At 61.3% G+C, this 25,136-nt stretch carries 22 protein-coding genes; 10 read left to right on the forward strand and 12 right to left on the reverse strand.

The genetic code is table 11. From position 1 onward, the window contains the following. Positions 1 to 638: N-acetylneuraminate synthase family protein (locus tag AC5E6N_RS13915; protein ID WP_491748369.1), on the reverse strand; the 638-nt coding region annotated here is incomplete at its 3' end. A gap of 395 nt (positions 639 to 1,033) precedes the next feature. Between AC5E6N_RS13915 and pseI the strand changes: the two genes are divergently transcribed. From pseI to AC5E6N_RS13935, 4 genes are all read left to right on the forward strand, one after another. Next, positions 1,034 to 2,089, forward strand: coding sequence for a pseudaminic acid synthase (pseI, locus tag AC5E6N_RS13920; RefSeq protein WP_491748370.1), 1,056 nt, complete (start codon positions 1,034 to 1,036; stop codon positions 2,087 to 2,089). 69 nt (positions 2,090 to 2,158) lie between these two features. Next, a complete protein-coding gene (pseH, locus tag AC5E6N_RS13925) occupies positions 2,159 to 2,737 on the forward strand; it encodes a UDP-4-amino-4,6-dideoxy-N-acetyl-beta-L-altrosamine N-acetyltransferase (protein ID WP_491748371.1) in 579 nt (192 codons plus the stop codon). Between the two features lie 22 nt (positions 2,738 to 2,759). Next, positions 2,760 to 3,191 carry a hypothetical protein gene (locus AC5E6N_RS13930; protein WP_491748372.1) on the forward strand — a complete coding sequence of 144 codons (432 nt, stop codon included), beginning with the start codon at positions 2,760 to 2,762 and terminating at the stop codon, positions 3,189 to 3,191. Positions 3,192 to 3,337: 146 nt separating this feature from the next. Beyond that, entirely contained in the window at positions 3,338 to 5,284 is a 1,947-nt protein-coding gene (locus tag AC5E6N_RS13935) for a tetratricopeptide repeat protein (protein ID WP_491748373.1), read from the forward strand. A 23-nt stretch (positions 5,285 to 5,307) separates the two neighbouring features. Here AC5E6N_RS13935 and AC5E6N_RS13940 read toward each other — a convergent pair whose 3' ends face one another. The 3 genes from AC5E6N_RS13940 to AC5E6N_RS13950 are packed head-to-tail and all read right to left on the reverse strand — an operon-like array spanning position 5,308 to position 8,195. Beyond that, positions 5,308 to 6,987: a GMC family oxidoreductase gene (locus AC5E6N_RS13940; protein WP_491748374.1), complete on the reverse strand. Its 1,680-nt coding sequence runs from the start codon at positions 6,985 to 6,987 to the stop codon at positions 5,308 to 5,310. A 34-nt stretch (positions 6,988 to 7,021) separates the two neighbouring features. Beyond that, the gene (locus AC5E6N_RS13945) at positions 7,022 to 7,462 is read right to left on the reverse strand and encodes a cupin domain-containing protein (RefSeq protein WP_491689436.1); all 441 of its coding nucleotides are present in this window, start codon (positions 7,460 to 7,462) and stop codon (positions 7,022 to 7,024) included. Positions 7,463 to 7,508: 46 nt separating this feature from the next. After that, positions 7,509 to 8,195: a FadR/GntR family transcriptional regulator gene (locus tag AC5E6N_RS13950; RefSeq protein ID WP_491748375.1), complete on the reverse strand. Its 687-nt coding sequence runs from the start codon at positions 8,193 to 8,195 to the stop codon at positions 7,509 to 7,511. A 205-nt stretch (positions 8,196 to 8,400) separates the two neighbouring features. On the opposite strand from AC5E6N_RS13950, the gene AC5E6N_RS13955 reads away from it, so the two are divergent. From AC5E6N_RS13955 to AC5E6N_RS13980, 6 genes are all read left to right on the forward strand, one after another. Continuing rightward, positions 8,401 to 9,519: a mandelate racemase/muconate lactonizing enzyme family protein gene (locus tag AC5E6N_RS13955; protein WP_491748376.1), complete on the forward strand. Its 1,119-nt coding sequence runs from the start codon at positions 8,401 to 8,403 to the stop codon at positions 9,517 to 9,519. 41 nt (positions 9,520 to 9,560) lie between these two features. After that, positions 9,561 to 11,072 (forward strand): aldehyde dehydrogenase family protein, encoded by a 1,512-nt coding sequence (locus tag AC5E6N_RS13960; protein WP_491748377.1) that lies wholly within the window; start codon positions 9,561 to 9,563, stop codon positions 11,070 to 11,072. A 102-nt stretch (positions 11,073 to 11,174) separates the two neighbouring features. Further along, complete coding sequence (locus AC5E6N_RS13965) at positions 11,175 to 12,524, forward strand: ABC transporter substrate-binding protein (RefSeq protein ID WP_491748378.1); 1,350 nt, start codon at positions 11,175 to 11,177, stop codon at positions 12,522 to 12,524. Positions 12,525 to 12,540: 16 nt separating this feature from the next. Further along, positions 12,541 to 13,464, forward strand: a complete 924-nt coding sequence (locus AC5E6N_RS13970; RefSeq protein WP_491748379.1) for a carbohydrate ABC transporter permease — start codon at positions 12,541 to 12,543, stop codon at positions 13,462 to 13,464. Further along, the gene (locus AC5E6N_RS13975; RefSeq protein ID WP_491748380.1) at positions 13,461 to 14,264 is read left to right on the forward strand and encodes a carbohydrate ABC transporter permease; all 804 of its coding nucleotides are present in this window, start codon (positions 13,461 to 13,463) and stop codon (positions 14,262 to 14,264) included. The genes AC5E6N_RS13970 and AC5E6N_RS13975 overlap by 4 nt, the downstream gene beginning before the upstream one ends. Before the next feature lie 120 nt (positions 14,265 to 14,384). Continuing rightward, positions 14,385 to 15,473, forward strand: coding sequence for an ABC transporter ATP-binding protein (locus tag AC5E6N_RS13980; protein ID WP_491748381.1), 1,089 nt, complete (start codon positions 14,385 to 14,387; stop codon positions 15,471 to 15,473). Positions 15,474 to 15,625: 152 nt separating this feature from the next. On the opposite strand, the gene AC5E6N_RS13985 is transcribed toward AC5E6N_RS13980, so the two are convergent. The 8 genes from AC5E6N_RS13985 to AC5E6N_RS14020 all read right to left on the reverse strand — a co-directional run. After that, a complete protein-coding gene (locus AC5E6N_RS13985) occupies positions 15,626 to 16,624 on the reverse strand; it encodes an ABC transporter substrate-binding protein (RefSeq protein WP_491748382.1) in 999 nt (332 codons plus the stop codon). A gap of 77 nt (positions 16,625 to 16,701) precedes the next feature. Beyond that, a complete protein-coding gene (locus tag AC5E6N_RS13990; RefSeq protein ID WP_491748383.1) occupies positions 16,702 to 18,888 on the reverse strand; it encodes a TonB-dependent siderophore receptor in 2,187 nt (728 codons plus the stop codon). A 127-nt stretch (positions 18,889 to 19,015) separates the two neighbouring features. After that, positions 19,016 to 19,897 carry a helix-turn-helix domain-containing protein gene (locus AC5E6N_RS13995; protein ID WP_491748384.1) on the reverse strand — a complete coding sequence of 294 codons (882 nt, stop codon included), beginning with the start codon at positions 19,895 to 19,897 and terminating at the stop codon, positions 19,016 to 19,018. Between the two features lie 187 nt (positions 19,898 to 20,084). After that, entirely contained in the window at positions 20,085 to 21,665 is a 1,581-nt protein-coding gene (locus AC5E6N_RS14000) for an ABC transporter permease (RefSeq protein ID WP_491748385.1), read from the reverse strand. Beyond that, a complete protein-coding gene (locus AC5E6N_RS14005) occupies positions 21,665 to 22,693 on the reverse strand; it encodes a quaternary amine ABC transporter ATP-binding protein (protein ID WP_491748386.1) in 1,029 nt (342 codons plus the stop codon). Before AC5E6N_RS14005 ends, AC5E6N_RS14000 begins: the two co-directional genes overlap by 1 nt. An 87-nt stretch (positions 22,694 to 22,780) precedes the next feature. Then, positions 22,781 to 23,743: an ABC transporter substrate-binding protein gene (locus AC5E6N_RS14010; protein WP_491748387.1), complete on the reverse strand. Its 963-nt coding sequence runs from the start codon at positions 23,741 to 23,743 to the stop codon at positions 22,781 to 22,783. Continuing rightward, complete coding sequence (gene cuyB, locus AC5E6N_RS14015) at positions 23,737 to 24,498, reverse strand: cysteate racemase (protein WP_491748388.1); 762 nt, start codon at positions 24,496 to 24,498, stop codon at positions 23,737 to 23,739. Before cuyB ends, AC5E6N_RS14010 begins: the two co-directional genes overlap by 7 nt. 23 nt (positions 24,499 to 24,521) lie before the next feature. Then, a partial coding sequence (locus tag AC5E6N_RS14020) for a DegT/DnrJ/EryC1/StrS family aminotransferase (protein WP_491748389.1) occupies positions 24,522 to 25,136 on the reverse strand: 615 nt, incomplete at its 5' end.

Raw genomic sequence — 25,136 nt, forward strand, 5'->3', positions numbered from 1 at the left:
AGCAGCGGAACAATCGTTGCAAAATCGTCCTCCGCCGGAGCGTGGTCGGCAAGGCAAAGGGACATGTCCGGAAAGGCATTGCGCAGGGTCGCGATCTTGTTCAGTCCGGTGTCCTCGATCCGCGTGGGGTAGTCCTGAAATCCCAGTTGCAGGACGATTTCGGCAGGCTCCAGCGTCGCGAAAAAACCGGCGAACCGCTCGACCGACGGCAATTCATGGCCGGAAATGTTGATCATCAGGCGTTTGCCGGCAAGCGACAGCTCCTTCAGGAGGGAGATGACCTCGAAATTCTCCAATACGGAGGACTGGAGCTTGATTCCAGTGATCCGCTCGGTGTTTTTTGAAAGAATTTCAACACCATAACTGTCAAAAATGTCGAGCCAGACACCATCGAACAGACGGTCCGCAAGGGACAGGATATCGGCCCACTCGCTGTCATCGAAAAACAGCTCCTGATAGATGGCGTAGGCGCTGAAGTCCGGCAGGGCAATTCTGTCCGGGTGGAGCGGCTGAAACTTGATGTGTCTTGCCGCATAGTTCGTTTCGGCAAACCTGGCGACGGTTTGCCTGAGCAGATCGGCGTCGCCTCCGTGCGCATTCGCGCACTCGAAAATCAGGATGGGCTTTTCCGGCTTCATCTGTCGGCCCCGAAGAAAATGCTGTGCACCGTTGTGCCTGAAATGTCTGAGCGTTTCCTTACCCGCGAATCGGGCTTCGCTCCGGCACCTGAAATACAGGCCGTGACAACCGCAGACAATGCAACGGGAAATCGGACAAAAACAGAAACTTTCCGCTATTATCCAGCTCCGGGAAACCCACAGATGTTAAGGCGGTCTTGTCGAGCAGGTCGCGTTTTCATCGGCTACCCGGTATTTTTCGGAATGATCATCGACAGCACGCTCGGCCTGTTGGTGATCCCGGTTCTCTATGTGGCGTTCCAGACGATGCGCGAAAAAATCGGGACACGCTTCCTGCGCACCGCGGTCCGCACATGAGGTCTGGTGCCACCACACCGATTGCCGCAAAGGATGAAATGACAGCATCAATCAGCATTGACGGACGAAGGATCGGAGACGGCGCCGCGCCCTATATCGTCGCCGAGATGTCGGCCAATCACAATGGAAGCATCGAAAACGCCCTGAAGATCATCGATCTGGCCCATGGCGCGGGCGCGGACGCGGTCAAGATGCAGACCTACCGCCCGGACACGATCACGCTGGCATCCGGCAGCGATGAATTCATGATCAGGGACGGACTTTGGGCGGGCCGCAGCCTTTATGAACTCTATGAGTGGGCGCACACGCCATGGGAATGGCACGGGCCGCTGTTCAGCCATGCGCGCAAACGCGGCATGACGCTGTTCAGCTCGCCCTTCGACACGACGGCGGTCGATCTCCTGGAGGATCTGGGCGCACCGGCCTACAAGATCGCCTCGTTCGAGGCCGTCGATCTGCCTTTGATCAGATATGCCGCCGCAACCGGCAAGCCGATGATCATCTCAACCGGAATGGCCGACGAAAACGAGATCATGGAAGCGGTTGCGGCCGCCCGCGAAGCCGGGTGTGAAGAGCTGGCGCTTCTCCACTGCGTCAGTGGCTATCCGGCACCGCCCGGCGACTACAATCTGAAGACCATTCCCGACATGATCGGGCGCTTCGGCTGCGTGACCGGGCTCTCCGATCATACGCCCGACAACACCACCGCGATTGCCAGCATCGCGCTTGGCGCGGCCATCATCGAAAAACACGTCACGCTCGACCGCAACGGCGGCGGGCCGGACGACAGCTTCTCCCTCGAAGCCGACGAACTGGCGGCCCTGTGTGCCGACAGCAGGACGGCATGGTCCGCCCTCGGCGGCGTCGACTACGGAAAAAAATCCAGCGAGGCCGGCAATGTGAAGTTCCGCCGCTCGCTTTATTTTGTCGCCGATCTGAAGGCGGGGGACATGATTGACCGGAAACACATCCGCAGCGTCCGGCCGGGATACGGCCTGGCTCCCAGACATATGGATGATGTTGTCGGCAGGCGCGTCACCCGCGATGTGAAGACCAACGAACCGGTATCCTGGGATGCATTGGAAACACGCTAGCCACAGACCGGGAGCCACGAGCTGCGAAGGCCCCGACTTCGACGGAGGCGATACGGGACGGGAAAACCCATGCAAGCGGTAGTCCTTCGGAAGCTGGCGCTTTGCAGCGACGCGCACAAACGCGCCATACGGACGATCAGGAACCAGCCCTCGGTCCGCAAGTCCATGTACACGGATCACGAGATCACCCCGCAAGAGCACGCGGCGTGGCTCGAGCGTATGCAAGACGACCCGGCTGAGATCGTCTTCCTCGTATTTGTCGAAGATCGGCTCGCCGGCGCGGTGAGCATCAGCGCGCTGGATCGCCGCCACGGGAAAACGGACTGGGCCTTTTACCTCGACGAACATCAGCGCGGCGGACTTGGCGCTGCCCTGGAATTCGCTCTGATCACCCATGTCTTTGAGGATTTGCACCTTGAAAAGCTCAATTGCGAGGTGCTCGAAACCAACCCCGCCGTCGTCAGGATGCATGAAAAGTTCGGTTTCGAAAAAGAGGGGTTTCGCCGTTCGAACATCATCAAGGACGGGACGCGCATAGGCGTTCACTTCCTCGGCCTGACGAAGGCGGACTGGTCGTCGCGCCGCTCGAATGTCGAAGAAAGCTGCCGGTCCGTCCTCGACCGCTTTACCGTCAGCATTGAGAATTAACCCGAGACCGTTCCGCGATGCCATGATCACACTGGAAGAAATCATACCGGATGACGAGCAGGTGGATATCCTCTACCGGCTTTTGACGTCGCGCAAACACGGTATCAGCCACACGCGGGCCCCGTCCTTTGCCGAGCATGATGCCTTTGTGCGCAATCACCCCTACCGGGCCTGGTTCCTGGTCCGCGATGCCGGCGCCTGCATCGGCGCGACCTATATCCACACCGACAACTCGATCGGCATCCATCTGGATGAAACGAAGATGCCGGACCGCCTGCGCCTGGTGCTTGATGAGATAACAAGACGCTTCGAGCCGCTGCCCCCCGTCAAATCAGTGAGAAACGGCAGTTTCTCGATCAACGTCGCACCGACCGACAAGGCGCTGATGGCGGCGCTGGAAAGATGCGGTTTCGCCGTTGCGCAATTGACCTATATTGCCGGCAAAACAAGCTGAACGCTTCAGCCACGCACAAGTTTCATCCTCTAATCGTAAGACCGATAAAGAAACAGGGACGATTGGCTGCTTCAGCTCCGGACAAAGGCTTCGAGATTCCTTTCGCTTGCGCCCGCAAAGCCTGAGCAAACCGGTCGGCTGCGCCAATGACGAGACTCGCCCGCAAGACCGTTCACAAGAACGCACCCCCGCAAAAGCTCCTGAAAAAGATCCATGCGTTGCAGAAGCGCGGCAAGTTCGCGGAAAGCAAGCCGCTTTGCGACGCCCTCGAGGCTCAGGGTTTTGAGCACCCGGATTTCCTGCATATCCACGGTCTGGCCATGACCGCATGCAGGGAGCTGGAGGGGGCGCTGATCAAGGTCTACGCCGCCCATCAGCAAAAACCGGATGATGCGACAATCGTCAATTCGCTTGGCATCATCATGTTGCAGATGAAAGAACTGGAAGCGGCAATCGAACTCTTCAAGAAGGCCACAAAGGTCAATCCGGACCTTTACGACCCCTGGAAGAATCTGGGTATCGCACTTCGCCAGGCCGAGCGCTTTCCTGCCGCCGAAGTGGCGCTGAAATGCGCCCATCTGCGCGATCGCACACAGATCGAACCGCTCTTGAACATCGTCTACATGCTCATCGACAGCCGGCACTACAAAAAGGCCGAGGAGGTCATGGACACCCTGCTCGCCAACGCCCACACGGTGACACCGAGCCTTCTGCTGAAAAGGATGCACATTGCCGCCCGGCTTGAGGACTACGACTACATCACCGGACACCGCGACGGCATAGACCGGTCCGGATTGAGCCTCGATGAAAAGGCTGAACTCGACAATATCTGGGCCAGCTACCTGCAGACCCACGGCCGCTACGAAGAGGCGATCCGGACCCTTGAAAAATGGGTCAACAGTGAATCGATCCATCAGGAACAATGCGTCACGTCGATCGGCCTCCTCTACGCGGAAACCGGCAGGCTCGAAGCGGGCATCGAATATCACCGCGAACTCTTGAGGAAGAACCCGGACCATGTCGCCGGGCGCTTCAACATGGCACTGCTGCAATTCAAATCAGGCGAGGTCGCCGAAGGCTACAAGAACTACGAATCCCGCTGGGAGCGCCGCGAGTTTCCCTCAAAGCGGCGCAAATTCGACGCGCCGCGCTGGCAGGGCGAGCCGATCGAGGGAAAAAAGCTGCTTGTCTGGCGCGAGCAGGGCATCGGCGACGAAGTCCGCTACGCCTCGATTCTTCCCGATCTCGAGCCGGTCGGCGGCTCTGTCACGTTTGAGTGCTCACCCAAACTGACACCCCTTTGGGAGCGCTCGTTCCCCTGGGCGCAGATACAGCACGAAGGCGAAACGGACTGCCGCGACGAAGAGGCCTATGCGGACTTCGACTATCAGATACCCGTCGGCTCGCTCGGCGGCATCTTCCGCCCGACGGTTGAAGACTACGACAAAAAGCAGGCGCCCTGGATCAAGCGCTATCATGAGGCCGAAAACCGGGTGCGCAGGGAGCTGGCGATCAAACCGGACGAGACGCTGGTCGGCGTGTGCTGGCGTTCGTCCAATATCGTCGTATCGCGCAACCGCTATTTTCTCGAGCGGGAACAACTCGCTCCGCTACAGGCGATTCCAAACAGCGTCTTCCTGAACGTCCAATATGACTGCGATCAGGAAGAGGTGGATGAAATCAGGAAGCTCGGACTCGATCTCCACCACTACGCCAATCTCGATCAGAAGGAAGACCTTGTCGGCGCCTGCGGCCTTATCGGCGCCTGCGACATCGTCATATCCGTCGGTGTTTCGGTTGCGGACCTGGCGGCAGGGCTCGGCGTCCCGGTCGTGCAGATCGGTAAGAAGAGATCGGAAATCTTCCTCGGAACGGACCATGTGCCCTGGTATCCGACCTGCATGTCGCTGCGCATGGACCCGGACGGCGGAGCCGTGATCGTTGAGGACATCGTCAATCGGTGGCCGTCGATCAAGCAATGGGCCGAAACGGTGACCACGGCAAAGAGGGATCCGTCCGGCGACGCAGCGGCAGGAACCGTTCGCCCGGCCGCCTCGGCCCTTGATCTGGAATATGTTCCCCCGGCAGCCTGAGGCCCCAGCCGCGGGAGCGGGGATCAGGCATTGTCCGCGCGGATAAGGTCGGCCGAGCGTTCGGCTACGGCAATGGTCGGCGCCATCGTATTGCCGGACGTGACCGCCGGGAAGACCGATGCATCGGCGATGCGAATGCCCTCCAGACCGTGGACCTTCATGGTCAGCGGATCGGTCACCGCCATCTTGCCGGTGCCCATCGCACAGGTCGACGTCGGGTGGTACATGGTCATGCAGTGGCTTTTGATATAGTCGCGCAGCTCATCCTCGCTCTGCAGATCGCGGCCGGGCTCGACCTCCTTGCCGACATACTGCTTGAACGCCGGCTGATCGGTGATGTCGCGCATGATCTCGATGCCGCGGATCAGGCGTTTCATGTCGCGGTCGTCCTGGCAGAAATTGTGCTGGATCAGCGGCTGCTCGTGCGGGTCGGCGCTGTGAAGGCCGACAAAGCCGCGCGAATGCGGCCTGAGATCCGTCGCGTGCATCGCCCATCCATGGGTGAAGAAACTGTCCGCCGCCTGGGCGGAGGCGATCGTCGTGCAGAAGAACAGCTGCAGATCGGCGCGCTCGACATCCGGATAGGATTTCACGAAACCGCCGGCTTCCGCCGTGTTGGAGGTAAATGCACCGCGCCGCGCAAAGATCCATTTCAGCACATGCCCGATATTCCTGTGCAGAACGCGCGGCGAAAGGCCGTAGGTCTCGTAGTTGGTCGCTTCCTGCTTGACCCAGGTGTCGAGATGATCGTGCAGGTTCTGACCGACACCCGGCAGCTCGTGTTTGACCTCGATCCCCTGCTTGACAAGTTCATGGCCCGGACCGATGCCCGATATCATCAGCGTCTGCGGCGTGTTGAACGCTCCGAGTGCCATGATGACATCGCGTTTGGCGTCGATCGTCCTTTTCTCACCGCCCTGTTCGTAGTCGACGCCGGTCACCCGCTTGCCGCCGAGGTTCAGTTTCAGAACCCTGGCCTCGGTGATGAAGTCGACATTCGAACGGTGGCGTGAAAGCGCGGCATAGCCCGACTCCATGCCCCAGCGCTCGCCGCCCTTCTGCTGAAGCCAGTGATAGCCGATCCCTTCCTGATCTTCTCCGTTGAAGTCGGGATTGAGCTTGTAGCCGGCCTCCTGGCAGGCCTTGAAATAGACCTCGCACATCGGATTGGGGCTGCGCGGCGGCGCGACATTATAGGGTCCGCCCGTGCCGTGATAGCTGTAGTCGACAAGGTCTTTCAGGAGCTTGCCCTGGATGTGGTGGTTGGGTGTGTAATCCGGATTGTGGGTGATTTCGAAATTCTCGGACTTGATGAAGTAATTCTTCATCTCATCGCGGGACCAGCCGGTCGCGCCGAGCTCTTCCCAATGATCGAAATCCTCCCACTGGCCGCGAATGACGATCATGCCGTTGATCATCGAGGAGCCGCCCACCGCCTTGCCTCGCGGCAGGTCGAGAGCATTGCCGCCGAGCCCCTGGTTCGGCTCGCCCCGGTACATGTAGGTCATTTTCGGGCCGCCCAGAAAGGCAAGGTTGGGCATCATGAACGTCACCATGCCGAGCGGCATCTTGACGATGGTCTTCTTGTGATTGCCCGCCTTGCCGTATTCCAGCACGGCGACCCGGACATTCGGGTTCTCGCTCAGCCGGTAAGCCAAAACGCATCCGGCCACGCCCCCGCCGACGATAACGTAGTCATACATTCGCTGCTCTCCCATCACCCCCCCGACACGCAGATCAACCGGAGGCGTTCGCCGTATCGCCCTCGAACACCTCGTAGGGCGAATCCGTCGGCCAGTCCGGCCACAGCGGCACCATCATGATCCCGCCGACCACGATGAGGCGCAGCGGCTCGTCGCCCGTGTTGACGACCCGGTGGGTCAGGTTTGGGCGCTGGAGCGACGCGCCGCCGGCCACCAGCGGATGCCGTTCGCCGTCAATCTCGAGTTCGCCTTCGCCGGAGATCACGTAATAGACTTCCTCGCAGTAATGACGATGGGTCGGTGAGGCATGTCCCGGATCGATTTCCACCAGCCCCATGCACAGCGTCCGCGCGTCGAGACCGGTATCCGGATAGACAAGTTTCAGGTCACGGACCGCCTTGTCGGCTTGTTGCATGGGCGCGCCGTCAAGAATATCCGCCGGCGTAATCGTTGTCCGTTTCTTCGAAAAGTCCATCTAACTCCCCTTGTTTGGCTTTGATGTTGTCGTTCGCGGCGCGGCCTTAGATGCTGCGCATGGCGTCGTTCATATGGTCTTCCATCGCCTTGCGCGCGCCCGCGGCGTCTCCCGCCGCAATGGCTTCGACGATGGCAAGGTGTCCGCGCGCGGCAAGTTCGCGGCCATGCGCGTCGCGCAGGGTCCGCATTCTCAACGGTTCGGTGCGTTCCAGGCATGTCGCCAGCAGTTCGATGACCAGTATGTTCTCGGTCAGGGCCGCGATTTCGCGATGGAACCGCGCATCGATTTCCGACAGTTCGTCCAGCGGCCCGGTTTCGAGCTCCCGCGCCAGGTCGATCAGCCTTTGCGCGCCCTCTGCCGTCACCTTTTGCGCCGCAAGCTCGACAATGCCCGACTCCACGATCCGGCGCATCTCGACCATCATGCTCAGCGACTCGTCCCGGCCGCTCAACCAGCTATCCAGCGACGATGCTTTCCTCACCGCCGGATCGACCACATAAATCCCCTTGCCGTGATGCACATCGACATATCTTTGCGCCTGGAGAAGCTGGATCGCCTCCCTTACGGCGACGCGCGAAACAGAGAATGTCTCGCTCAGCTTGCGCTCGCTCGGCAGTTGCGTCTCCGGCTCGATAGCGCCGGATTCGATCCGCTCGCGGATCATACCCGCGACTTGAACCGGAAGCGGCGCGCGCCTCAGCGTCTCAAAGTGGAATGGGTCTTGGGCCATGCTGATTTTCCTACGGTAAAGTTGGTGACTGGGGAGCGCATAGTGCCCCACAGACCGCCGCCGAGACCATACGGAAAAGGTAACAATTCCGATGCATCTTGTCAGTGGTCCTACCACATGATATGAGAACTCACAAGAATTTTTAAAACAGCTCAAAACGCGGCCTGGCGACCGTGCCGCACAGCAGATAAGGGAGGCAGCTCTGATGCGCATAAAGGGCGTAGACTATGTCCTGTGCCGAATGGAACTCGCCGCACCTATCCCCCTTTCATGCGGGTCGCTGACCCATCGCAATTTCGGTCTTGTCCGCGTGGAGACCGAAGGCGGGATTACCGGCTGGGGCGAGACGTCGATCAATTTTCCGCCATGGACCTACCGGGAGCGCGCCGCGACGATCGAAGAGGGCCTGGCGCCGCTTCTGGCGGGCGAAAACGCAGGCGACGTTCTTCGGCTGCGCGACAGGATGGTTGCAGCCACCCGCCCCTTCACCCGGATGTGGTCGGAAGGCGCGATCGCACAGGCCATCTCCGGCGTCGAGATGGCGCTCTGGGATGCACGCGGCAAGGAACTGTCACAGCCGGTGGCAAGCCTTCTCGGCGGCATCTGCCGCAGCGAGTTCGAGTGCTATGCGACCGGCCTTCGGGCCGACGATCCGGTGCGCGGCGCCCTCGATGCGGTCGATAACGGCTACCGCGCCGTCAAGATCAGGGTCGGCTTCGAAGACGGCAAGGATGCAGCCGGCGCACATGCCGTGCGCGAGGCGATCGGACCGGACGTCGCCTTGCTGATCGACGCCAACCAGGCCTACGACCTGCCGCGGGCCAGAAAAATGATCGCCCTGCTGAGCGAAGTCGATCCCTACTGGATCGAGGAGCCGGTGCTCAGTGACGATTTCGAGGCGCAGGCGCGCCTGCGCCGGGAGTTTCCCCATATTCCGCTTGCATGGGGTGAGAACGCGTTTCGTCTTTCGCACTACCGCCACGTCGCGGAAAACGGATTGGCCGACTATCTGATGCCCGATCCCTGCCGCGGCGGCGGCATGGGGACTGCGCTGGACGCGGCGCGCATCGCCAGTGCCGAAGGCCTGCCGATTTCCGCCCATCACTACGGCTCCGATCTCGGCTTTGCCGCGATGCTGCACATTATGGCGGCCAGCGAGCGGTCGGATCTGGTGCTGCGTGACGTCGCTGCAGCGCCCCTGCGCGACGACATCGTCGTCGAGGATCTTGTTCCCGTTGGCGGCAAAGTAAAGCTGCCCGAAGGCCCCGGCCTTGGCGTCACGCCCGATGAGGACGTCATCGCCGCGACACAACATAAATTCTGAGAAGGACGAAGAACCCCTGTTTTTGGGAGTAAATCTGGAAAATGACAAAACCTGTTTTGTATCACGAATTGGCCGCCATGAGCCCGACGGTCCGGGCGTTTCTCGACAGGCCCAAGCAGCTTTTCATCGGCGGCGAGTTCGTCGGCAGCGCCGGAAGCGAGACAATCGAAAGCGAGGATCCCGGGCTTGGTACCATCCTGGCCGAGGTGCCGGCCGCTAGTCGGGCCGACGTCGACGCTGCCGTTGATGCCGCACGGCGCGCATTCGAGGGCGTGTGGTCGGCCATGGTTCCGGCCGGTCGCGCGGCCTGCATGTTCAAGATGGCGGACCTTATCCACGAGAATCTCGATGAACTGGCAGAGCTGGAGGGACTTGATACGGGCAAACCGGTCAGCATCGCCAAGGCTCTGGATATCCCGTTTGCAGCGGAAGTTTTTCGCTATTATGGCGGCTGGGCGACGAAGATTAAGGGCTCGACCCTCGATTTGGCACTGAACCCGGAACGATTTCACGCCTATACACGTGTTGAACCGGTTGGCGTCGTCGCCGGCATTACCCCGTGGAATTTCCCGTTCGCACAGGCTGCGTTCAAGGTTGCGCCCGCGCTTGCCGCCGGCTGCACCGTCATCCTGAAACCGGCGGAGCAGACGCCGCTGTCGGCCTTGCGTCTTGCGGAACTGGCGGCAGAAGCAGGGTTCCCGGCAGGTGCCGTCAATGTCCTGACGGGCCTCGGCCACACGACCGGAGCTGCCCTCGCCGCGCATCACGGCGTCGACAAGGTCACGTTCACCGGCTCGACCGAAATCGGACGCCGCATTGTCGAAGCCTCGGGCACATCCAATCTCAAGCGCCTGACCCTGGAACTGGGCGGCAAGTCGCCGGTCATCATCTTTGCCGATGCCGACATCGACCGGGCGATCCCGTCCGCCGCAGCCGCGATTTTCGGCAATTCCGGTCAGGTCTGCAATGCAGGCTCGCGGCTCTATGTGGAGGAAAGCGTCTTCGACCGTGTTGTCGAAGGCATCGTCAAGATCGGCGAGGATATGCAACTCGGCTGTGCCATGAACGAGGACAGCCAGCTTGGACCGCTCATGTCGTCGGTGCAGCTGGACCGGGTCAGCACACTGGTCGACGAGGCGCGCGGCGAAGGCGTCTGCGTACTCAGCGGAGGCGACCGCGAGGGCGACAGGGGTTACTTCTACGCGCCCACGGTGCTGACCGGAATGGAACAGGATTCGCGCATCGTCCGTGACGAGATATTCGGCCCGGTCCTGTGCGCCATGAAGTTCGACGGCGACGAGACGATCCTGCGGCAGGCCAACGATACGGATTACGGCCTCGCCGCCTCGATCTGGACGGGGGACTCGGGACGCGCGCACCGCGTCGCTCATGGCGTTCGCGCCGGTGCGGTGTGGGTCAACGCCTTCGGCGTCTTCGATCCGAACCTGCCGTTCGGCGGCTACAAGGAATCGGGCTGGGCCCGCGAGTTTGGAATTGAGGGCCTGGAAGCGTTCCTCGAAACCAAGGCAGTCAGCATGTACATCGGAGAATGAGCAAGCGCCGACAATCTGCTGTTTCACAGACCGCGATGGGACCGGGAACTGAGGATACCCGGCCCGCGACAACTGAGAAGGTGAATTCAAAGGGAGGAATAAATGACCAAGGTCACGCAAAAGGATCTGAAGCAGACCGAAAGAACACAAAACGGCATCACCCGCCGCGCATTCACGCGCGGTGCTCTGTCGGCAGCCCTGGCAGCACCGCTCCTGGCCAATCCGGCCTTCGTGACGCGGCTGCGCGCAATGGACTTTTCCGGCAAGAAGCTGAAGGTCATGATCAACCAGCCGCATGCCGGGTCGATCGATCCACTGTCGGCCGGCTTCGCGGAATTGACCGGCGCCGAGGTCGAGGGTGTGCCGATCCCCTATGACCAGCTGCGCGCCCAGGCAACGCTCGATGTCGTCTCCGGCACCAACGATTTCGACGTGTTCGAGTATTTCTACACCGATATCGAGGCCATGGTGAAAGACGACGTCCTGGCCGACATCACCGACAGGATCGAAGCGGAGAAGGACTCTATCGATCCCGATGATTTCCTCGGCTCGCTTTATGACACTTATACGCTCGTCGGCGACCGCCGCTACGGCCTGCCCTATGACGGCGACACGCATGTCCTGTTCTACAACACCGAGCTGTTCGACCAGGCCGGCCTCAAACCGCCGAAAACCTGGGACGACTATCGCGAGGCGGCAGCCGCAATTACCGCGGCACAGAAGGACAACGGCATCTATGGCGCCCTGATCCTCGCCCAGCAGGTTCCGGTGATCATCGGATCGAGCTACGCCAACCGCCTTGGCGGCTTTGGCGGCGACTTTGTCGATGCAAGCGGCAATCCGACGCTGGCAACCGACGAGGGTATCGCGGCTGCACAGGCAATGCTCGACGCCGCGCCGCATGCCACCCCGACACCGCTCGAGACGGCGTTCGGCAACTCGATCCCGCTCTTCCTCGGTGGTCAGGCCGGCATGATCGAGTTCTGGACGGATATGGGCACCTGGGCCCAGGATCCCGAGCAGAGCAAGATCGTCGACAAATGGGGTGTTGTCCCGATGCCGGTCGGCGGATCGAACCAGGTTCACCGCCCGGCCATGAATGCCGGCTTCGCTTTCGGCGCCTCCACCGGCGCGAAGGACGACGACATGGCCTGGGAATTCGTCAAGATGGCCTCGTCGAAAGACTTCCATCTGTCGGTCCTGACCAACAACAAGACCGGCGTCGATCCGACACGGCGCTCGGCAATTCCCGCCTACAAGGAATTCGCGCCGAAGCAGGGCGAGGTTGTCGAGCAGGCGATCATGGATGCCTTCCCGTGGCCGCGCAATCCGGAATCGCCCGAGCTGATGCAGTCCCTGACGGACGAACTCGGCCTCATGCTCGCCGGCAACAAGTCCGCCGAGCAGGCAATGACGGATACCCAGGCCTCCTGGGAAAAGATCCTGGGCTAGGACAGGGAATCCACCATTGCCAAACGCGGCATCCGAACTGAAGGCCGCCCCGCGCAAATCCTTGCGTACGGGGCGGCATATCGCTTGGCTTGCGGCGATGCCCATGATCATGGGCATCGGTGTCTTTGCCCTTTATCCCTTTGTTTACCTCATTGCCCTCGCCGTGACGGACAGCAGTCTCGCCCGGCCCTTTCAGGAATGGACGGGCTTTGCGAATTTTGCCGATGCGCTGTCCGACGAGCTTTTTGTCGGCTCCGTCTGGCGCTCGGCGCTCCTGGCGCTTTTATCGACGGCAACGGCAATGGTCCTGGGTACGGCCGTCGCGCTGCTGCTCGACAAGGCGGTCCGCGGCCGCGACCTCATCCGCACCCTCATCCTGCTGCCGCTCCTGACGCCGCCGGTCACCGCGGCGATCATGTGGCAGCTCATCCTCATGCCCCAGGGCGGGTGGCTCAATGCAGTATTGATGGACCTTTCGGTCATATCGTCGCCGGTCAGCTTTCTGGGACATCCGACATCCGCCTTCGCCTCAGTCCTCATGGTCGATGTGTGGCAATGGAGCCCGTTTGTCGCGCTGATGGTTTATGCGGCCCTGCAGACCCTTCCGAGCGAGGTCTTCGAGGCGTCCCGGCTTGATGTGCGGTCCAACTGGACGGTCTTCCGCTTCATCACCCTGCCGATGCTGCTGCCGGCGCTGCTCGGCATCGCGGTGTTGAAACTCGTCATCTCGTTCAAGGTGTTCGATCTGATCTTCGTTCTCACCGCCGGCGGTCCGGGACAGGCCACCACAGTGTCGAGTTTCTATATCTATCGCGTCGCCATCCAGCAGTTCGACATTGGGCTGGCCGCGGCGCAGACGCTCCTGTTTGCTGTCGTCGTCGGGCTCGCGACCGTGCCGTTCACGATTGCGCACGACAAATCCGAGGAGAAACTGTCGTGAAGCGCCGATATTACGTACCGCTCATCGTCATCGTTCTTGGCTTTTTTACCTTCCCGGTGATCTTCATGGCGCTGGTGTCGCTGAAGGGGCAGGCCGACATCTCGACGGGCGACGTCTTTCCGACGGTGCTTTTCTGGCAGAACTATCCGGCCGCGTTCGAATCCGTCGCCCTTGCCAAATATCTGCGCAACTCCGCGATCGTCGCCACCTGCGGCGCGGCGCTGACGCTGATCATCGCGGTGCCGGCCACCCATGCGATTGTCCGCTTCGGCCTCGGCAAGGCCTGGCTGCCGGCGACCATCCTCGGAACCTATGTCGCGCCGCCGATCGTCGCGCTGTTCCCGCTCTTCTTCCTGTTGAAGAGCCTCGGGCTGGTCAACACCCATCTCGGCATGATCATCGTCTACGGCGTGATGAACCTGCCGGTGGCGTTCTGGCTGCTGTCGTCCTTTATCAGGCGGCTGCCGGCGGAAATCGAGGAAGCGGCCAAGGTGGACGGGATCAGCTATTTGAGGACATTGCGCTCGATCGTCATTCCCTTGCTGATGCCGGGCATCGCCAGCACCGGCATCATCTGCCTGATTTTGAGCTATAACGAGTTCCTGTTCGCGTCGTTCCTGGCCCGCAGCGAGGACACGCAGACCGTTCCGATCGGCCTGTCGCTCTTCCAGGGGGACCGCCAGCTCCGTTTCGGACAGATCGCCGTGGCGTCGCTCGCCGCAATGCTGCCCATCTATCTGCTTGCGGTCTTCTTCCAGCGCTGGCTGGTCGGCGGCCTGACCAGCGGAGCGGGAAAATGAGCCGGTGCCTTATATCCATGCGGCAGCCGGCCGGCCTGGATCAGGAAACAACAACAAACAGGATTTTGCGCGGCGGCTCGGTCACCGGTTTCCGGCCCGGCCGCAAAGGGAGGGAGCGCTGTGGCTGGAATTCGCCTGCATAACGTCAAGAAGCGATATGGCTCAGTACAGGTCATACATGGTGTGGACCTGACGATCGACGATCAGGAGTTCGCCGTCTTTGTCGGCCCGTCCGGCTGCGGCAAATCCACGCTCTTGCGGATGATCGCCGGGCTGGAGGAGACCAGCGAGGGCGAAATCTGGATCGGCGACCGGGAGGTGACCCATATCGCACCCGTCGACCGCAACGTCGCCATGGTGTTCCAGTCTTACGCGCTCTACCCGCATATGACGGTCGAGCAGAATATGAGCTTTGCACTGACCGCGAACGGCATGGACAAGGCGGAAGCCGCGCGCCGCGTGGATGCAGCCGCGAAGATCCTCCACATCGAGGAGTATCTCGGCCGCAAACCCGCCGCCCTTTCCGGCGGACAGCGCCAGCGCGTCGCCATCGGGCGGGCCATTGTGCGCGATCCCGAAGTGTTCCTGTTCGACGAGCCGCTGTCCAATCTCGACGCCGAGCTGCGCGTGCACATGCGCTTCGAGCTCGAGCGGCTGCACAAGCGGCTGGACGCGACCATGGTCTATGTCACCCACGACCAGGTCGAGGCCATGACGCTTGCCGACAAGATCGTCGTCCTGCAATCGGGTCTCATCGAACAGGTCGGCACGCCCCTCGATCTCTTCGACGACCCGGACAACCAGTTCGTTGCCGGCTTTATCGGCGCGCCGAAGATGAACTTCGTGCCGGCGGTAGTTTCCGAAATGAGCGAAAAAGGCGCCACGGTAACGCTGCCGTCCCTCGGTTCGGCGCAGTTGACGAGGAAGCTGAAAACGCAGTCGCTCTCGAAGGGTCAGACAATCACGCTCGGCATCCGGCCGGAGCATTTCTCTTTTGAAGCCTGCCCCGGCGCGCAGATAAAGCTGGAATGCGAGCTCGTCGAGCAGCTGGGCGATATCGCCTACCGCTACGCGGTTTCCGAGAGCGGCGAACGCCTCATCATCGGCCTGCGCGACGACCGCACAAGCCGGGAAGGCGAAAGCTTCGAAACAATCATCCCCGCCGAGCGCGCCTTCCTCTTTGACGAACAGGGCGGACGCATCCGCTGAGAGCGGGAAACGCCCCCAAATGCTTCCCGATCCCCTATCTCGACGCGAAACCGGCGGACCTCTTCGCTGGCCTCGGCTCCATGTTCGAAGGGGGTCAGCCTGAGGCTGGTTCCCCACACAAAGCTGGGTGGCCTATTTTGTCACACCTGCAACTAATCGTTCGCCCGATGCGTCGCGGCCGGGTTGCCCGGAACCGGTGACGCCGGGTCGCCGTCTATTGCGGCGTCGATCAGCGGAACCAGCCTGTCGAGCGCATAGTCGAGGCTGAGCGGACTGGAATAGGCGAGCGCGCCGGACAGCAAGACGGGCGCGACGATCTCGCGCCCTTCCCTGTAGGCTCCCATCGTGTGCCGCAGGGGCAAGGCCTCAAGGTGCTGAACAACGGCCCCCTCATCGAGCCAGAAGACCAGATCGGCATCATAGGGATCCGTGACTTCAGGCGAAATCCGCGTAAAGAATCCCGGACCCATGACGGCTTTGAGCGCATCCGGCATCTCGAAGCCCAGCGCCTGAAGAATGCGCCAGCGGACGTCGCTGTCGTTGAAGAACACCGGCCCCTTGGGCTGGCCGATGGCCGCTGTCTTGCCTTGCCAGTCCGGGCGTTTCCGCCGGATGTTTTCAATCCGGTCCTGCAGCCGTTCGATAATTTGCCCCGCCCGGTCCTCTTTGCCGACGGCCCGGCCGATCGTCGTCAGCATCTCCGGCCACGAGGTCTCGTAGGGGCCATATCCCGGTTTCGGCGCGATAACCGGCGCAATCTTCGAAAGCAGCCGGTATTCGTCTTCCCTCAGATCCGTCCAGATTGCCTCGATCAGATCCGGCTCAAGCGCGGCAATGGCCTCGACATTGATCGGGCCGCGAATAACGGCCGGCTCGAAGCCGTCGGACGTCTCGTCCACCCACGGCCACAGGCCGTATTCATCGCCTCCATACCAATGGCGGATCGCCACCGGTCTTACGTCCAGTGCGAGAAAAAAATCAGCGCCGTTATAGCTGAGCGAAACGATCCGTTGCGGCTGCCCCTCGACGCTCGTCATGCCGAAAGCGTGCTCGAATTGCTGTGCGGCCGACGCGAGAGGCAATCCGACCGGAAACCAGGCCAGCGCAATGAAAACCGTTAGTCGAAGGAGCAGATTTCCGACCGCACTCATGACAGATACCCGCATTTGGCGCTCGCGCGCCGGCGACGATCGTTTATGCCGCTCCGGGCCACACCCCGCAACAGCGCTTACCAGCGCGCATGTGCCTTGAGCCAGAAGGACCGGCCCTCGCCATAGCTGCATACGTTGACGCCATTGCAGCTCGCAACATAGCGCTCGTCCGCAATGTTGGTCACGTTGAGATCAAGCCCCCAATTGTCTTTCTCATAACCGATTTTAGCGTCGAACAAAGTCACTGCGGGAACTTTCAGGGTGTTCTCGTTGTCGACCCAGGACGAGCCCTGGTAGCGCACGCCACCGCCAACACGAACACCCTCAAACCGGCCCGCCGGAACGGTGTAATCCACGAACAAGGAGGCAAGTTGTTCGGGAACGATGTTGGGCGTATTGCCGACAATCGCGGGATTTGCGTCTTCCTTGATTTCGAGATCATAGGCCGTGACCGCGGCAGTCAGCCGGAGATCGTCCGTCAGATTGGCATAGGCCTCGAATTCGACGCCGCGCGAATTGACCTCGCCGATCTGGGTTTCCACACCGAACGGTCCGGTCACGACATTTCTGCGGGTCAGGTCAAAAACCGCCAGGGTGAACAAGCCGTCGAACCAGGTCGGCTGATACTTGATCCCGGCCTCATACTGTTCGCCGGATTCGGGTTCAAAAAAGGCGACCTGCGAGGACGAGCCGATCAGCGGATTGAAAAAGCTCGCCACGCTTGCGTAGGGGGTGATGCCGTTCGCGAACTCGTACGCCGCTCCGGCACGGCCGGAGAAGGCATAGTCGGTCCCGTCATAGGCCGGCGAACCGGTCGCCTCCGTGTCCACATAATCGTAGCGCCCGTTCAGCGTCACGGTCCAGCCATCGCCGAACTTGATGCGGTCCTGGACATAGAAGCCGACACGGTTCTGGACCACCTTCTGGTCGATATAGGGAAAGGGCGTCAGCTGCGCCGCGCCATATTGCGGGTCGGTCACACTGATTGTTGTACCGGTCGCCGCCGCCTGCACCTGGTCCATATTGAAGTAGGTGTAGTCGGTTCCGAACAGGAGATTGTGCTCAAGCACCCCGGTCCTGATGGTCCCCTCAAGCTGATTGTCGATCAGGAGATTGTTGATTGTCGTATCGTGCTGGAAAACGATGCGGCTGAATACCGGATCGGGCAGGACCGGCGTCGGGAGAAAGTCCGAATATCCGGCGGGGTAGAGGTTGAACTCGTGAAGGTCCGAATACCCGTAACGCAGGTTTTGCCGCACGGTCCAGTCATTGTCGAACGTGTGCTGGAGTTCATATCCGATTGACGCCTGGCGGCGCCGATAGTCGTCAAGATCGGGTTCTGTATAGTTCCTGTCGGGATCGATGTAACCAAAGGAAGCTGGTTCCACGGTTCCGACATAAGGCAGGAAGCTCGCGGCTCCGTGCTTCTCATCAATAAGGGTTACATTGGCAAGGAACGTCAGGCTCGTTGCCGCGTCCGGGCTGATGGTCAGGCTCGGAGAGACCGAGCCGCGAACCCCCTCCTGGAAATCGTAGTACCCGTCGCCGCCCAGAATCCGGCCTGACACACGGAAGTCGTAGATATCGTCCAGCGTGTCGCCGATATCGAAACCGAGATAGGCCGTGCCGGCGTCGTTGATGCCGGTCTCGATGTATCGCAGGCGCTCGCCGGTCGGCTTTTTGCTGATGTAGTTGACGATCCCTCCGGCGCTCGAACCGCCGTAAAGAACGGAGGCCGGTCCGCGCAACACGTCAATCCGGTCCAGGTTGAAGCTGTCGATGTAAAAGGCTCCGAAGCCGAAGCCATAGAGCTGAAGACCATCGAGGAAAACGCCGGTCTGCGTCGCATTGAAGCCGCGCAGGAAAAACCAGTTCGTATCGCTGTCCGGACCATAGGGCTGCGCAAAGACGCCGGCGGTATAGCGAAGCGCCTCGTCCGCCGTCTGCGCGCCCTGATCGTCCATTTGATCGCGGGTGACCACCGAGACGGATTGCGGTATTTCCTGGATCGGAACGCTCGACTTCGCGCCTGTTCCGGTCGTCTTTGCAACATATCCGTCCAGTTCGGCGGCATTGTTGCCTGCCCGGCCGTCATCCTCATCACCAGAACGGCCTTCGTCTTCCGCAACAATCGTGCGAAGCGCCGTGGGTTCGCCCGGACCGGTACCGGCAACCTGCTGAGCCTGTACTTGCGCAGGCCCGCACAAAATAACCGCCGCAGCGCCGGCGTAGAGCCGCATGGACACGGAACGAGTGTCGCTCATTATTCCCCACCTCAACATAACATGTGGCCCGGGCTCGCCGCGGGCAGCAGATAAATTGAGTTTCTAGATCAAGTTTTTGCGTGCCGATTGAACGCGATTTCGGTGAATTGAACGATATTTTGAAAAATTATCCGGTCCTGGCTCGGCGCCAGGCCTTTGGCGTCGTGCCGGTAAACTGACGAAATACGCGCGTAAAGTGGGCCTGATCCGAAAATCCGGTCGTCACCGCGATAGCGCTCAGCGCCATGTCTGTGTTTTCCAGATGGTGTTTCGAACGGTTGACCCGGGCCCGCATCTGCCAGCGGTGCGGCGGCATGCCGGTCGTAAGCCGGAAGGCGTTGCAGAAATAAGCCGGAGACAGGCCGGCGAGATCAGCGAGGTCCTGCAGGCGAATGGTGTCGGCGTGATTGTCTTCAATGAACTCGATCGCCCGGCGCAATGTGTGCGCCGCAAGTTGTCCCTTGTATCGGACTGTTCTCGGCTTTATGCGCGCCAGAGCCACAAACAGGGAACAGATCAGACTGTCGCCGTAAAGGTCGTGCAAGGTTCCGGGGGTTTCACATTCGCCCGCGATCAGCTTCGCAAGCGACAGGACACGATCGTCGGAAAAGCAAAGATTGGGAACGTCGATCCGGTCGGATTCGAAATCCCCGGCAAATTTCCTTGACAGCCTATCGATGTCGAAATGGATATCCAGGTGACGCAGCGTTGCAAGGTTCTCGATCCTCGACCAGACCTTGAAGCCGGCAGGAATGTAAAAGAGCTTGCTTTGCTTCTTCGTCTGCGCCGCGCCGATATCCGGAGAAGCGGTCACATTCATCCGGCCGCGCCCCGTCTGATCGAGCACGACGACAAGACGCGGCGCGTGGGACACGTATTCGCCCTGCGCGATCGTGCTGCATTTCACATCCCACAGATCCGCAATGGCGCCCTCAAATATCTTGAGCCGCAGGTCACCGACAACAGTGAGGCCTTCGGTCGAGCTCTGCATGCGCGGATGAAAAGTCATGACCACCGCCCGGAACTAAATACTGACTCTTATAGTCATATTTAAGAATTGCCCGCGAGCGGCACGCATTGTCAAGGTCCGGGCGCCGGAATCGGGGAACCGCGCCAGGAAAACCACCGCATGCGGCGCGCCGGCCGGCCTCGCCCGGATATCCGACCGTCACCGGCGCCTTTTTGAACGCCATGCGCTATTTCTGGTCGGTGCGGCGGAACGCGCCCTGCACGATCCGGTCGATGACCATCGCCACGAACAGGATCGCGAACCCGCCCAGAAGACCGGGTCCCTTGGCGGCAAACTGCAACGCTTCGAGGATCACCTTGCCGAGCCCGCCGCCGCCGATGAGCGAAATGATCACGACCATCGACAGGCACATCAGGATCGTCTGGTTCACACCGGTCATGATCGACGGCAGTGCGAGCGGCAGTTCCACATCCTTGAGCAGCTCCCATCGCGACGCACCGAATGCGGTCGCCGCTTCCTTGATATTTTCGGGTACGCCGCGCATGCCGAGCGCGGTCAGGCGAATGACCGGCGGCATGCCGAAAATGATCGTCGCCAGAATGCCGGGCGGGTTGCCGGTGCCGAAAAAGGCGATGATCGGGATCAGGTAGACGAAGGCAGGCAGCGTCTGCATGAGGTCGAGCACCGGCTCGGCGAACTTGTACGCGCGCATCGACTTGCCGAACCAGATGCCGAGCGGAATGCCGATGACGACGCACAGAACGACCGCCGCGCCGACGAGCGCAACCGTTTCCATGGCGATTTCCCAATAGCCCAGGAACGCGATGTAGGCGAGCGCGGCCGCCGTGAAGATTGCGACGCGCGGCCCCGCGGCGCGCCAGGCGAACACGCAGATGACCGCCATGACCACCGGCCACGGCGTGCCGATGAGAGCGAGAGAAATCGTGTCGAGGATCTGCCGCACGACGAGCACGATGCCATCAAAGGCGCCGGAGCCGCTGCGTGCCGCATCGTCGATGACCGCTTCGAGCCAGCGCGCCGTCGCACCATAAAAATCGGGGTCGGCCGGAAAGGCGGTCAGCCAGTCCGGAATGTTCTCGATGGTGAAGCGGTAGACGGTCAGTGGAATGATGACGAGACCGAGCACCACGCCGAACAGGATGTTGGGCATGCGGAAACCCGACGGCACCTCGGCGGGCGCAACGCGCCATCTGGAATACTGCTTCTCGTAGACGACGTTCGACCACACGCCCTGCACCAGCCGCAGCACGACCAGCAGCACCAGCCCTGATGCGAGGATCATAAAGGCATCGGCAGCGGCCGCCTCGGCCGTTCCCCTGCTGCGCTCGGCGGCGCGCAGCAGATTGCCGGCGAGCGTTTCGAAGCGGCTGGGGTCCTCCCCCGCTTCGCGCGCCGCCTGCGCCTGCTGCAGGAACTGCTCGGCGCGCGCGGCCTGACGCCCGGCCTGCGCCATCGCATCGGCTCCCAGCTCACCCCATGTGCCGCGCCCGATCTGCACGAAGGCGACGATCTCCAGGATCAGAAACGCCCAAAACAGCCCCCAGATGCCGCGTGCGGCGGCCCAGAACGGACCGAACAACGCGGCTGCCCAGTTGAACACCCGCGGTATGCCGGTGGTGGTCTCGTGAATGGCATGGAACGCCTTGACGTAGTAGTCCGGATTGCGGTCGACGAACGTGGCGATGGACTGGTCCAGCGCGTGGCGGTCGACCTCGATGTCCTTGACCGAGGAGGCCTTGCTGGCAACCGGATCCTGGGCGTCATTGTCTAACGGCTTCGTGTTCATCACCGGCCTCCCTGAATGCCGCGCAGCAACGTGGTCTTGGTGATGATGCCGACATCCTTGCCCGCATCGGTGACGACGAGCTGCCCCTCGCTGCCAATTGACACATCGATCAGTGAATCCAGATCCTGTTCGCCGTCGACGCGAATGGCGTCGGCGGGCGCCGCGCCGTTGGCAAGCGGCTCCATGATCGTGTGCGCGCGCACCAGCTTGAGCCGCGAAATGCCCTGGACGAACTCGCGCACATAGTCGTCGGCCGGCTGGGTGACGATCTCCTCCGGCGTACCGATCTGAACGATGACACCGTCCTTCATGATCGCAATGCGGTGGCCGATCCGGATCGCCTCGTCGAGGTCGTGGGTGATGAACAGGGTCGATTTGTTGAGGTCGCGCACCAGCGCCTTGAACTGGTCCTGCAATTGCAGGCGGATCAGCGGATCAAGTGCCGAAAAGGGCTCATCCATCAACAGGATTTCGGGGTCGCTCGCCAGCGCCCGCGCGATTCCGACCCGTTGCTGCATGCCGCCGGACAGTTCCTTGGGCAATCGGTCTTCATAGCCGGTCAGATCGACAAGGCCGAGCGTGTAGTCGGAGATCGCCCAGCGTCTGGACTTCGGGATCTTCCGGATTTCGAGCGGGTAAGCGACATTCTCGCGCACCGAGCGGTGCGGCATCAGCGCCATATGCTGGAACACCATGCCGATATGCCGCGCGCGCATCTGGCGCAACTCCGCCGTTCCCATCGCGCTCACATCTTCCCCGAGCACCTTGATCGAACCCGCACTCGGCTCGATGAGGCGGTTGACATGCCGCACAAGCGTGGACTTGCCCGACCCGGACAGCCCCATGATGCAGAAGATCTCGCCGCGCGAGACGGAGAACGAGGCATCGCGCACCCCGATGACCGTCTGGTATTTCTCCAGCGCTTCGGCCTTGGAAAGGTCGGTCTTTTTGGCCTCGGCGATGGTTTCCTCGCTGCGATCACCGAACACTTTCCAGACATTGGTCAGCTCGACGACGGTCTCTGTCATGGTGATCCCCCACGGCTTATGGATACGGTCACGCGACCGTAAGGGGCCGCCGCGGAACAGCCATTCCGCGGCGGCCCGAAGACATGATCAGTTGGTCAGCCATCCGAGGACCACGTCCTCGTTTTCCGACACCCAGTTCTTGGCGAATTCCTCGACGTCCTGGTCCTCAACCGACAGCGCGTAGCCGGCCTGGCTGAGCACCTCGGGCGGCATCTGGTAGTTGTCGAGCATGGCAGCGACCTCCGGGAACTTGTCACGGATGGATGCGGCATAATGCAGGTGCAGCGTGGCGCCCTTCCATGCCGTGGAGGCCGACGATTTCTCCAGCCACTGCGGATCGTCCGTCGGTTGGATGATCGTCCAGGTGGACGGATCGTGCTCCGGCTCTTCCAGATAGACAAGATCGTAGGCCACGAAGATGAAATGCGGCTCATAGCAGAAACCCATCCACGGCTCGTCCGCCGACGCGGCTGCCCCCAACTCGCCCCAGGCGACGGTGCCGTCATATTCCTTCAGGTCCATCGTCTGGTCATAACCGTAGGATTTGGCGCGGATCTTCTCAATCACGGTGGAGGCCCAGCCGGGCGCGCCGATCCAAACTTCCGGCGTGCCGTTGCCGTCCTTGTCGAAGATCGCCATCTTGTCGGGGTCGGTCAGGTCGTTGATCGAGGTGATGCCATGGGTCTCTGCCGTGTGCTTCGTGACGCACATGCCCTGAACCGCCTGAACGGGTTTCTCGTTCATCACGACGGACTGGTTTTCCTTGACATATTTTTGGTGGAGGTTGACCTGGTTCGGAAGCCAGACTTCCGGATGCAGGTGCATCGAGCCGGCATCCATGGCCTCGAAGATGATCGGGTTGGTGCCGCTTTGCAGTTCCACGTCGAGACCGAAATTGTCTTCGATGACAACCTTGAGGATGTTGGATGTGGCATTGGCGGCCGGCCAGTTCGGCACGCCAAGTACGAGATCGGCCGCTTGTGTTGCCGCGACGGATCCCATCGATACGAGCGCCGTCGCAATCAACAGTCGGGATTTGCTGGTCAGCATTGCAGGTGTTCCTTTCCCTGATGGTCGGTTTTTGTTGGCAAGGAAGCGGCGCTCGACCCGCGCGCCGCCTCATTGGAAGGTAATTGTCCGCTCGAGAACGCCACGCAGCTGTCGACGAGCACGTCGAGCGTGTCGAACAGCGGGACATTGCTGTGCAGCCGATCGGCCATCAGCGAGAATTCAGTGCAGCACACCATGATGACGTCGGCGCCCAGGCCGGTGAGATGATCAGCCGCTCCTTGCAGCGCGGCGGCCGCCTGCCGCGAAACGCCGTTCCTCTTGACGTCGCGGATGATGGCAAGGCGCGCATCCTCGTCCTTGCCGTAAACCGGCGACAACCCGACATCCGCCAGAGGCCTTTCAAACACACCCGTCGCCTTCAACGCCGGCGATCCGAGCACGCCGATGCGTGCGCCGCGCGCGCTCAGGCTGAGCGCCTTGCGGGCGGCCAGCTGCACCATGTCGAGAAACAGAATGGGCACCGAATCAGCGATCGCGCGGGCATAGCAGTGGGCCGTGTTGCAGGGCATCGCCAGCGCCTCGGCGCCGGCAGCTTCCAGGCTTCGCGCCATCTCGGCCAGCACCGGGCCGGGGTCCTCGCCGTCGCCCTCGATCAGGGCCCGGATTCGCGAGGGAACCTGCGTATTGTTGTGCACGATCAGCGGAACATGCTGCAAATCATCGTCGGCCGGAACCGCGTCCAGCATCTTCTGCATGAACAGGATCGTGGCCTGCGGGCCCATGCCGCCCAGCACGCCGATGACCGCCCGCTCCGTCGTCATGCCGCACCGTCCAACGACAGTTTGCCGGCCGTATGCGCGATGATCTGTGCGATATGCTCGCAGTCTTCAAGCGTGAATGTCAGCGGAATGCGCATATCGAACAGGCCCGCGAGAATCCGGTCGGTCCGCTCAAGATCCTGCGGCTCGATATAGGTCCAGCTCCGGTGGTTGGAGGTGAAGGCGACCGGCTCGGTGGCGCCAAACCACTTCAGTTCAACGCCCAGCGACTTGTTTGCGGCAAGAAATGCGCGCGCCGTTCCGGCATCGGCCCAGGGAAGACGAAACTGAATCGAGCTGCCGACATAGGCTTCGGCATCCGGCCGCTGCGGCAGGACGATGCCCGGGACCGAGGACAGGTGCGCCGCAATCAGGTCGTACCGTTCGTTCCAGCGGCGGATATTGTCGTCGAGCGATGCCAATTGCGGCAATAAAATGGCGGCGCGCAGATTGTCCATACGCCCGGACATATTGGGCGTTTCCAGCCGGATGGCATCGAAAGCCTCCTTGGGCGGCGCGGCGCCGTGGCGCTCATACAGCATATAGGAGCCCGACAATATGATCGCGCGTGCCATGAATGCGGGATCGTCCGACGTCAGCAACCCGCCTTCGCC

This window comes from Hoeflea sp., from assembly GCF_984452065.1.

Coding starts and splice junctions, on each gene's coding strand:
- pseI (WP_491748370.1), top strand. CDS start 1,034: ATGACAGCATCAATCAGCATTGACGGACGAAGGATCGGAGACGGCGCC.
- pseH (WP_491748371.1), top strand. CDS start 2,159: ATGCAAGCGGTAGTCCTTCGGAAGCTGGCGCTTTGCAGCGACGCGCAC.
- AC5E6N_RS13930 (WP_491748372.1), top strand. CDS start 2,760: ATGATCACACTGGAAGAAATCATACCGGATGACGAGCAGGTGGATATC.
- AC5E6N_RS13935 (WP_491748373.1), top strand. CDS start 3,338: ATGACGAGACTCGCCCGCAAGACCGTTCACAAGAACGCACCCCCGCAA.
- AC5E6N_RS13940 (WP_491748374.1), bottom strand. CDS start 6,987: ATGTATGACTACGTTATCGTCGGCGGGGGCGTGGCCGGATGCGTTTTG.
- AC5E6N_RS13945 (WP_491689436.1), bottom strand. CDS start 7,462: ATGGACTTTTCGAAGAAACGGACAACGATTACGCCGGCGGATATTCTT.
- AC5E6N_RS13950 (WP_491748375.1), bottom strand. CDS start 8,195: ATGGCCCAAGACCCATTCCACTTTGAGACGCTGAGGCGCGCGCCGCTT.
- AC5E6N_RS13955 (WP_491748376.1), top strand. CDS start 8,401: ATGCGCATAAAGGGCGTAGACTATGTCCTGTGCCGAATGGAACTCGCC.
- AC5E6N_RS13960 (WP_491748377.1), top strand. CDS start 9,561: ATGACAAAACCTGTTTTGTATCACGAATTGGCCGCCATGAGCCCGACG.
- AC5E6N_RS13965 (WP_491748378.1), top strand. CDS start 11,175: ATGACCAAGGTCACGCAAAAGGATCTGAAGCAGACCGAAAGAACACAA.
- AC5E6N_RS13985 (WP_491748382.1), bottom strand. CDS start 16,624: ATGAGTGCGGTCGGAAATCTGCTCCTTCGACTAACGGTTTTCATTGCG.
- AC5E6N_RS13990 (WP_491748383.1), bottom strand. CDS start 18,888: ATGAGCGACACTCGTTCCGTGTCCATGCGGCTCTACGCCGGCGCTGCG.
- AC5E6N_RS13995 (WP_491748384.1), bottom strand. CDS start 19,897: ATGACTTTTCATCCGCGCATGCAGAGCTCGACCGAAGGCCTCACTGTT.
- AC5E6N_RS14000 (WP_491748385.1), bottom strand. CDS start 21,665: ATGAACACGAAGCCGTTAGACAATGACGCCCAGGATCCGGTTGCCAGC.
- AC5E6N_RS14005 (WP_491748386.1), bottom strand. CDS start 22,693: ATGACAGAGACCGTCGTCGAGCTGACCAATGTCTGGAAAGTGTTCGGT.
- AC5E6N_RS14010 (WP_491748387.1), bottom strand. CDS start 23,743: ATGCTGACCAGCAAATCCCGACTGTTGATTGCGACGGCGCTCGTATCG.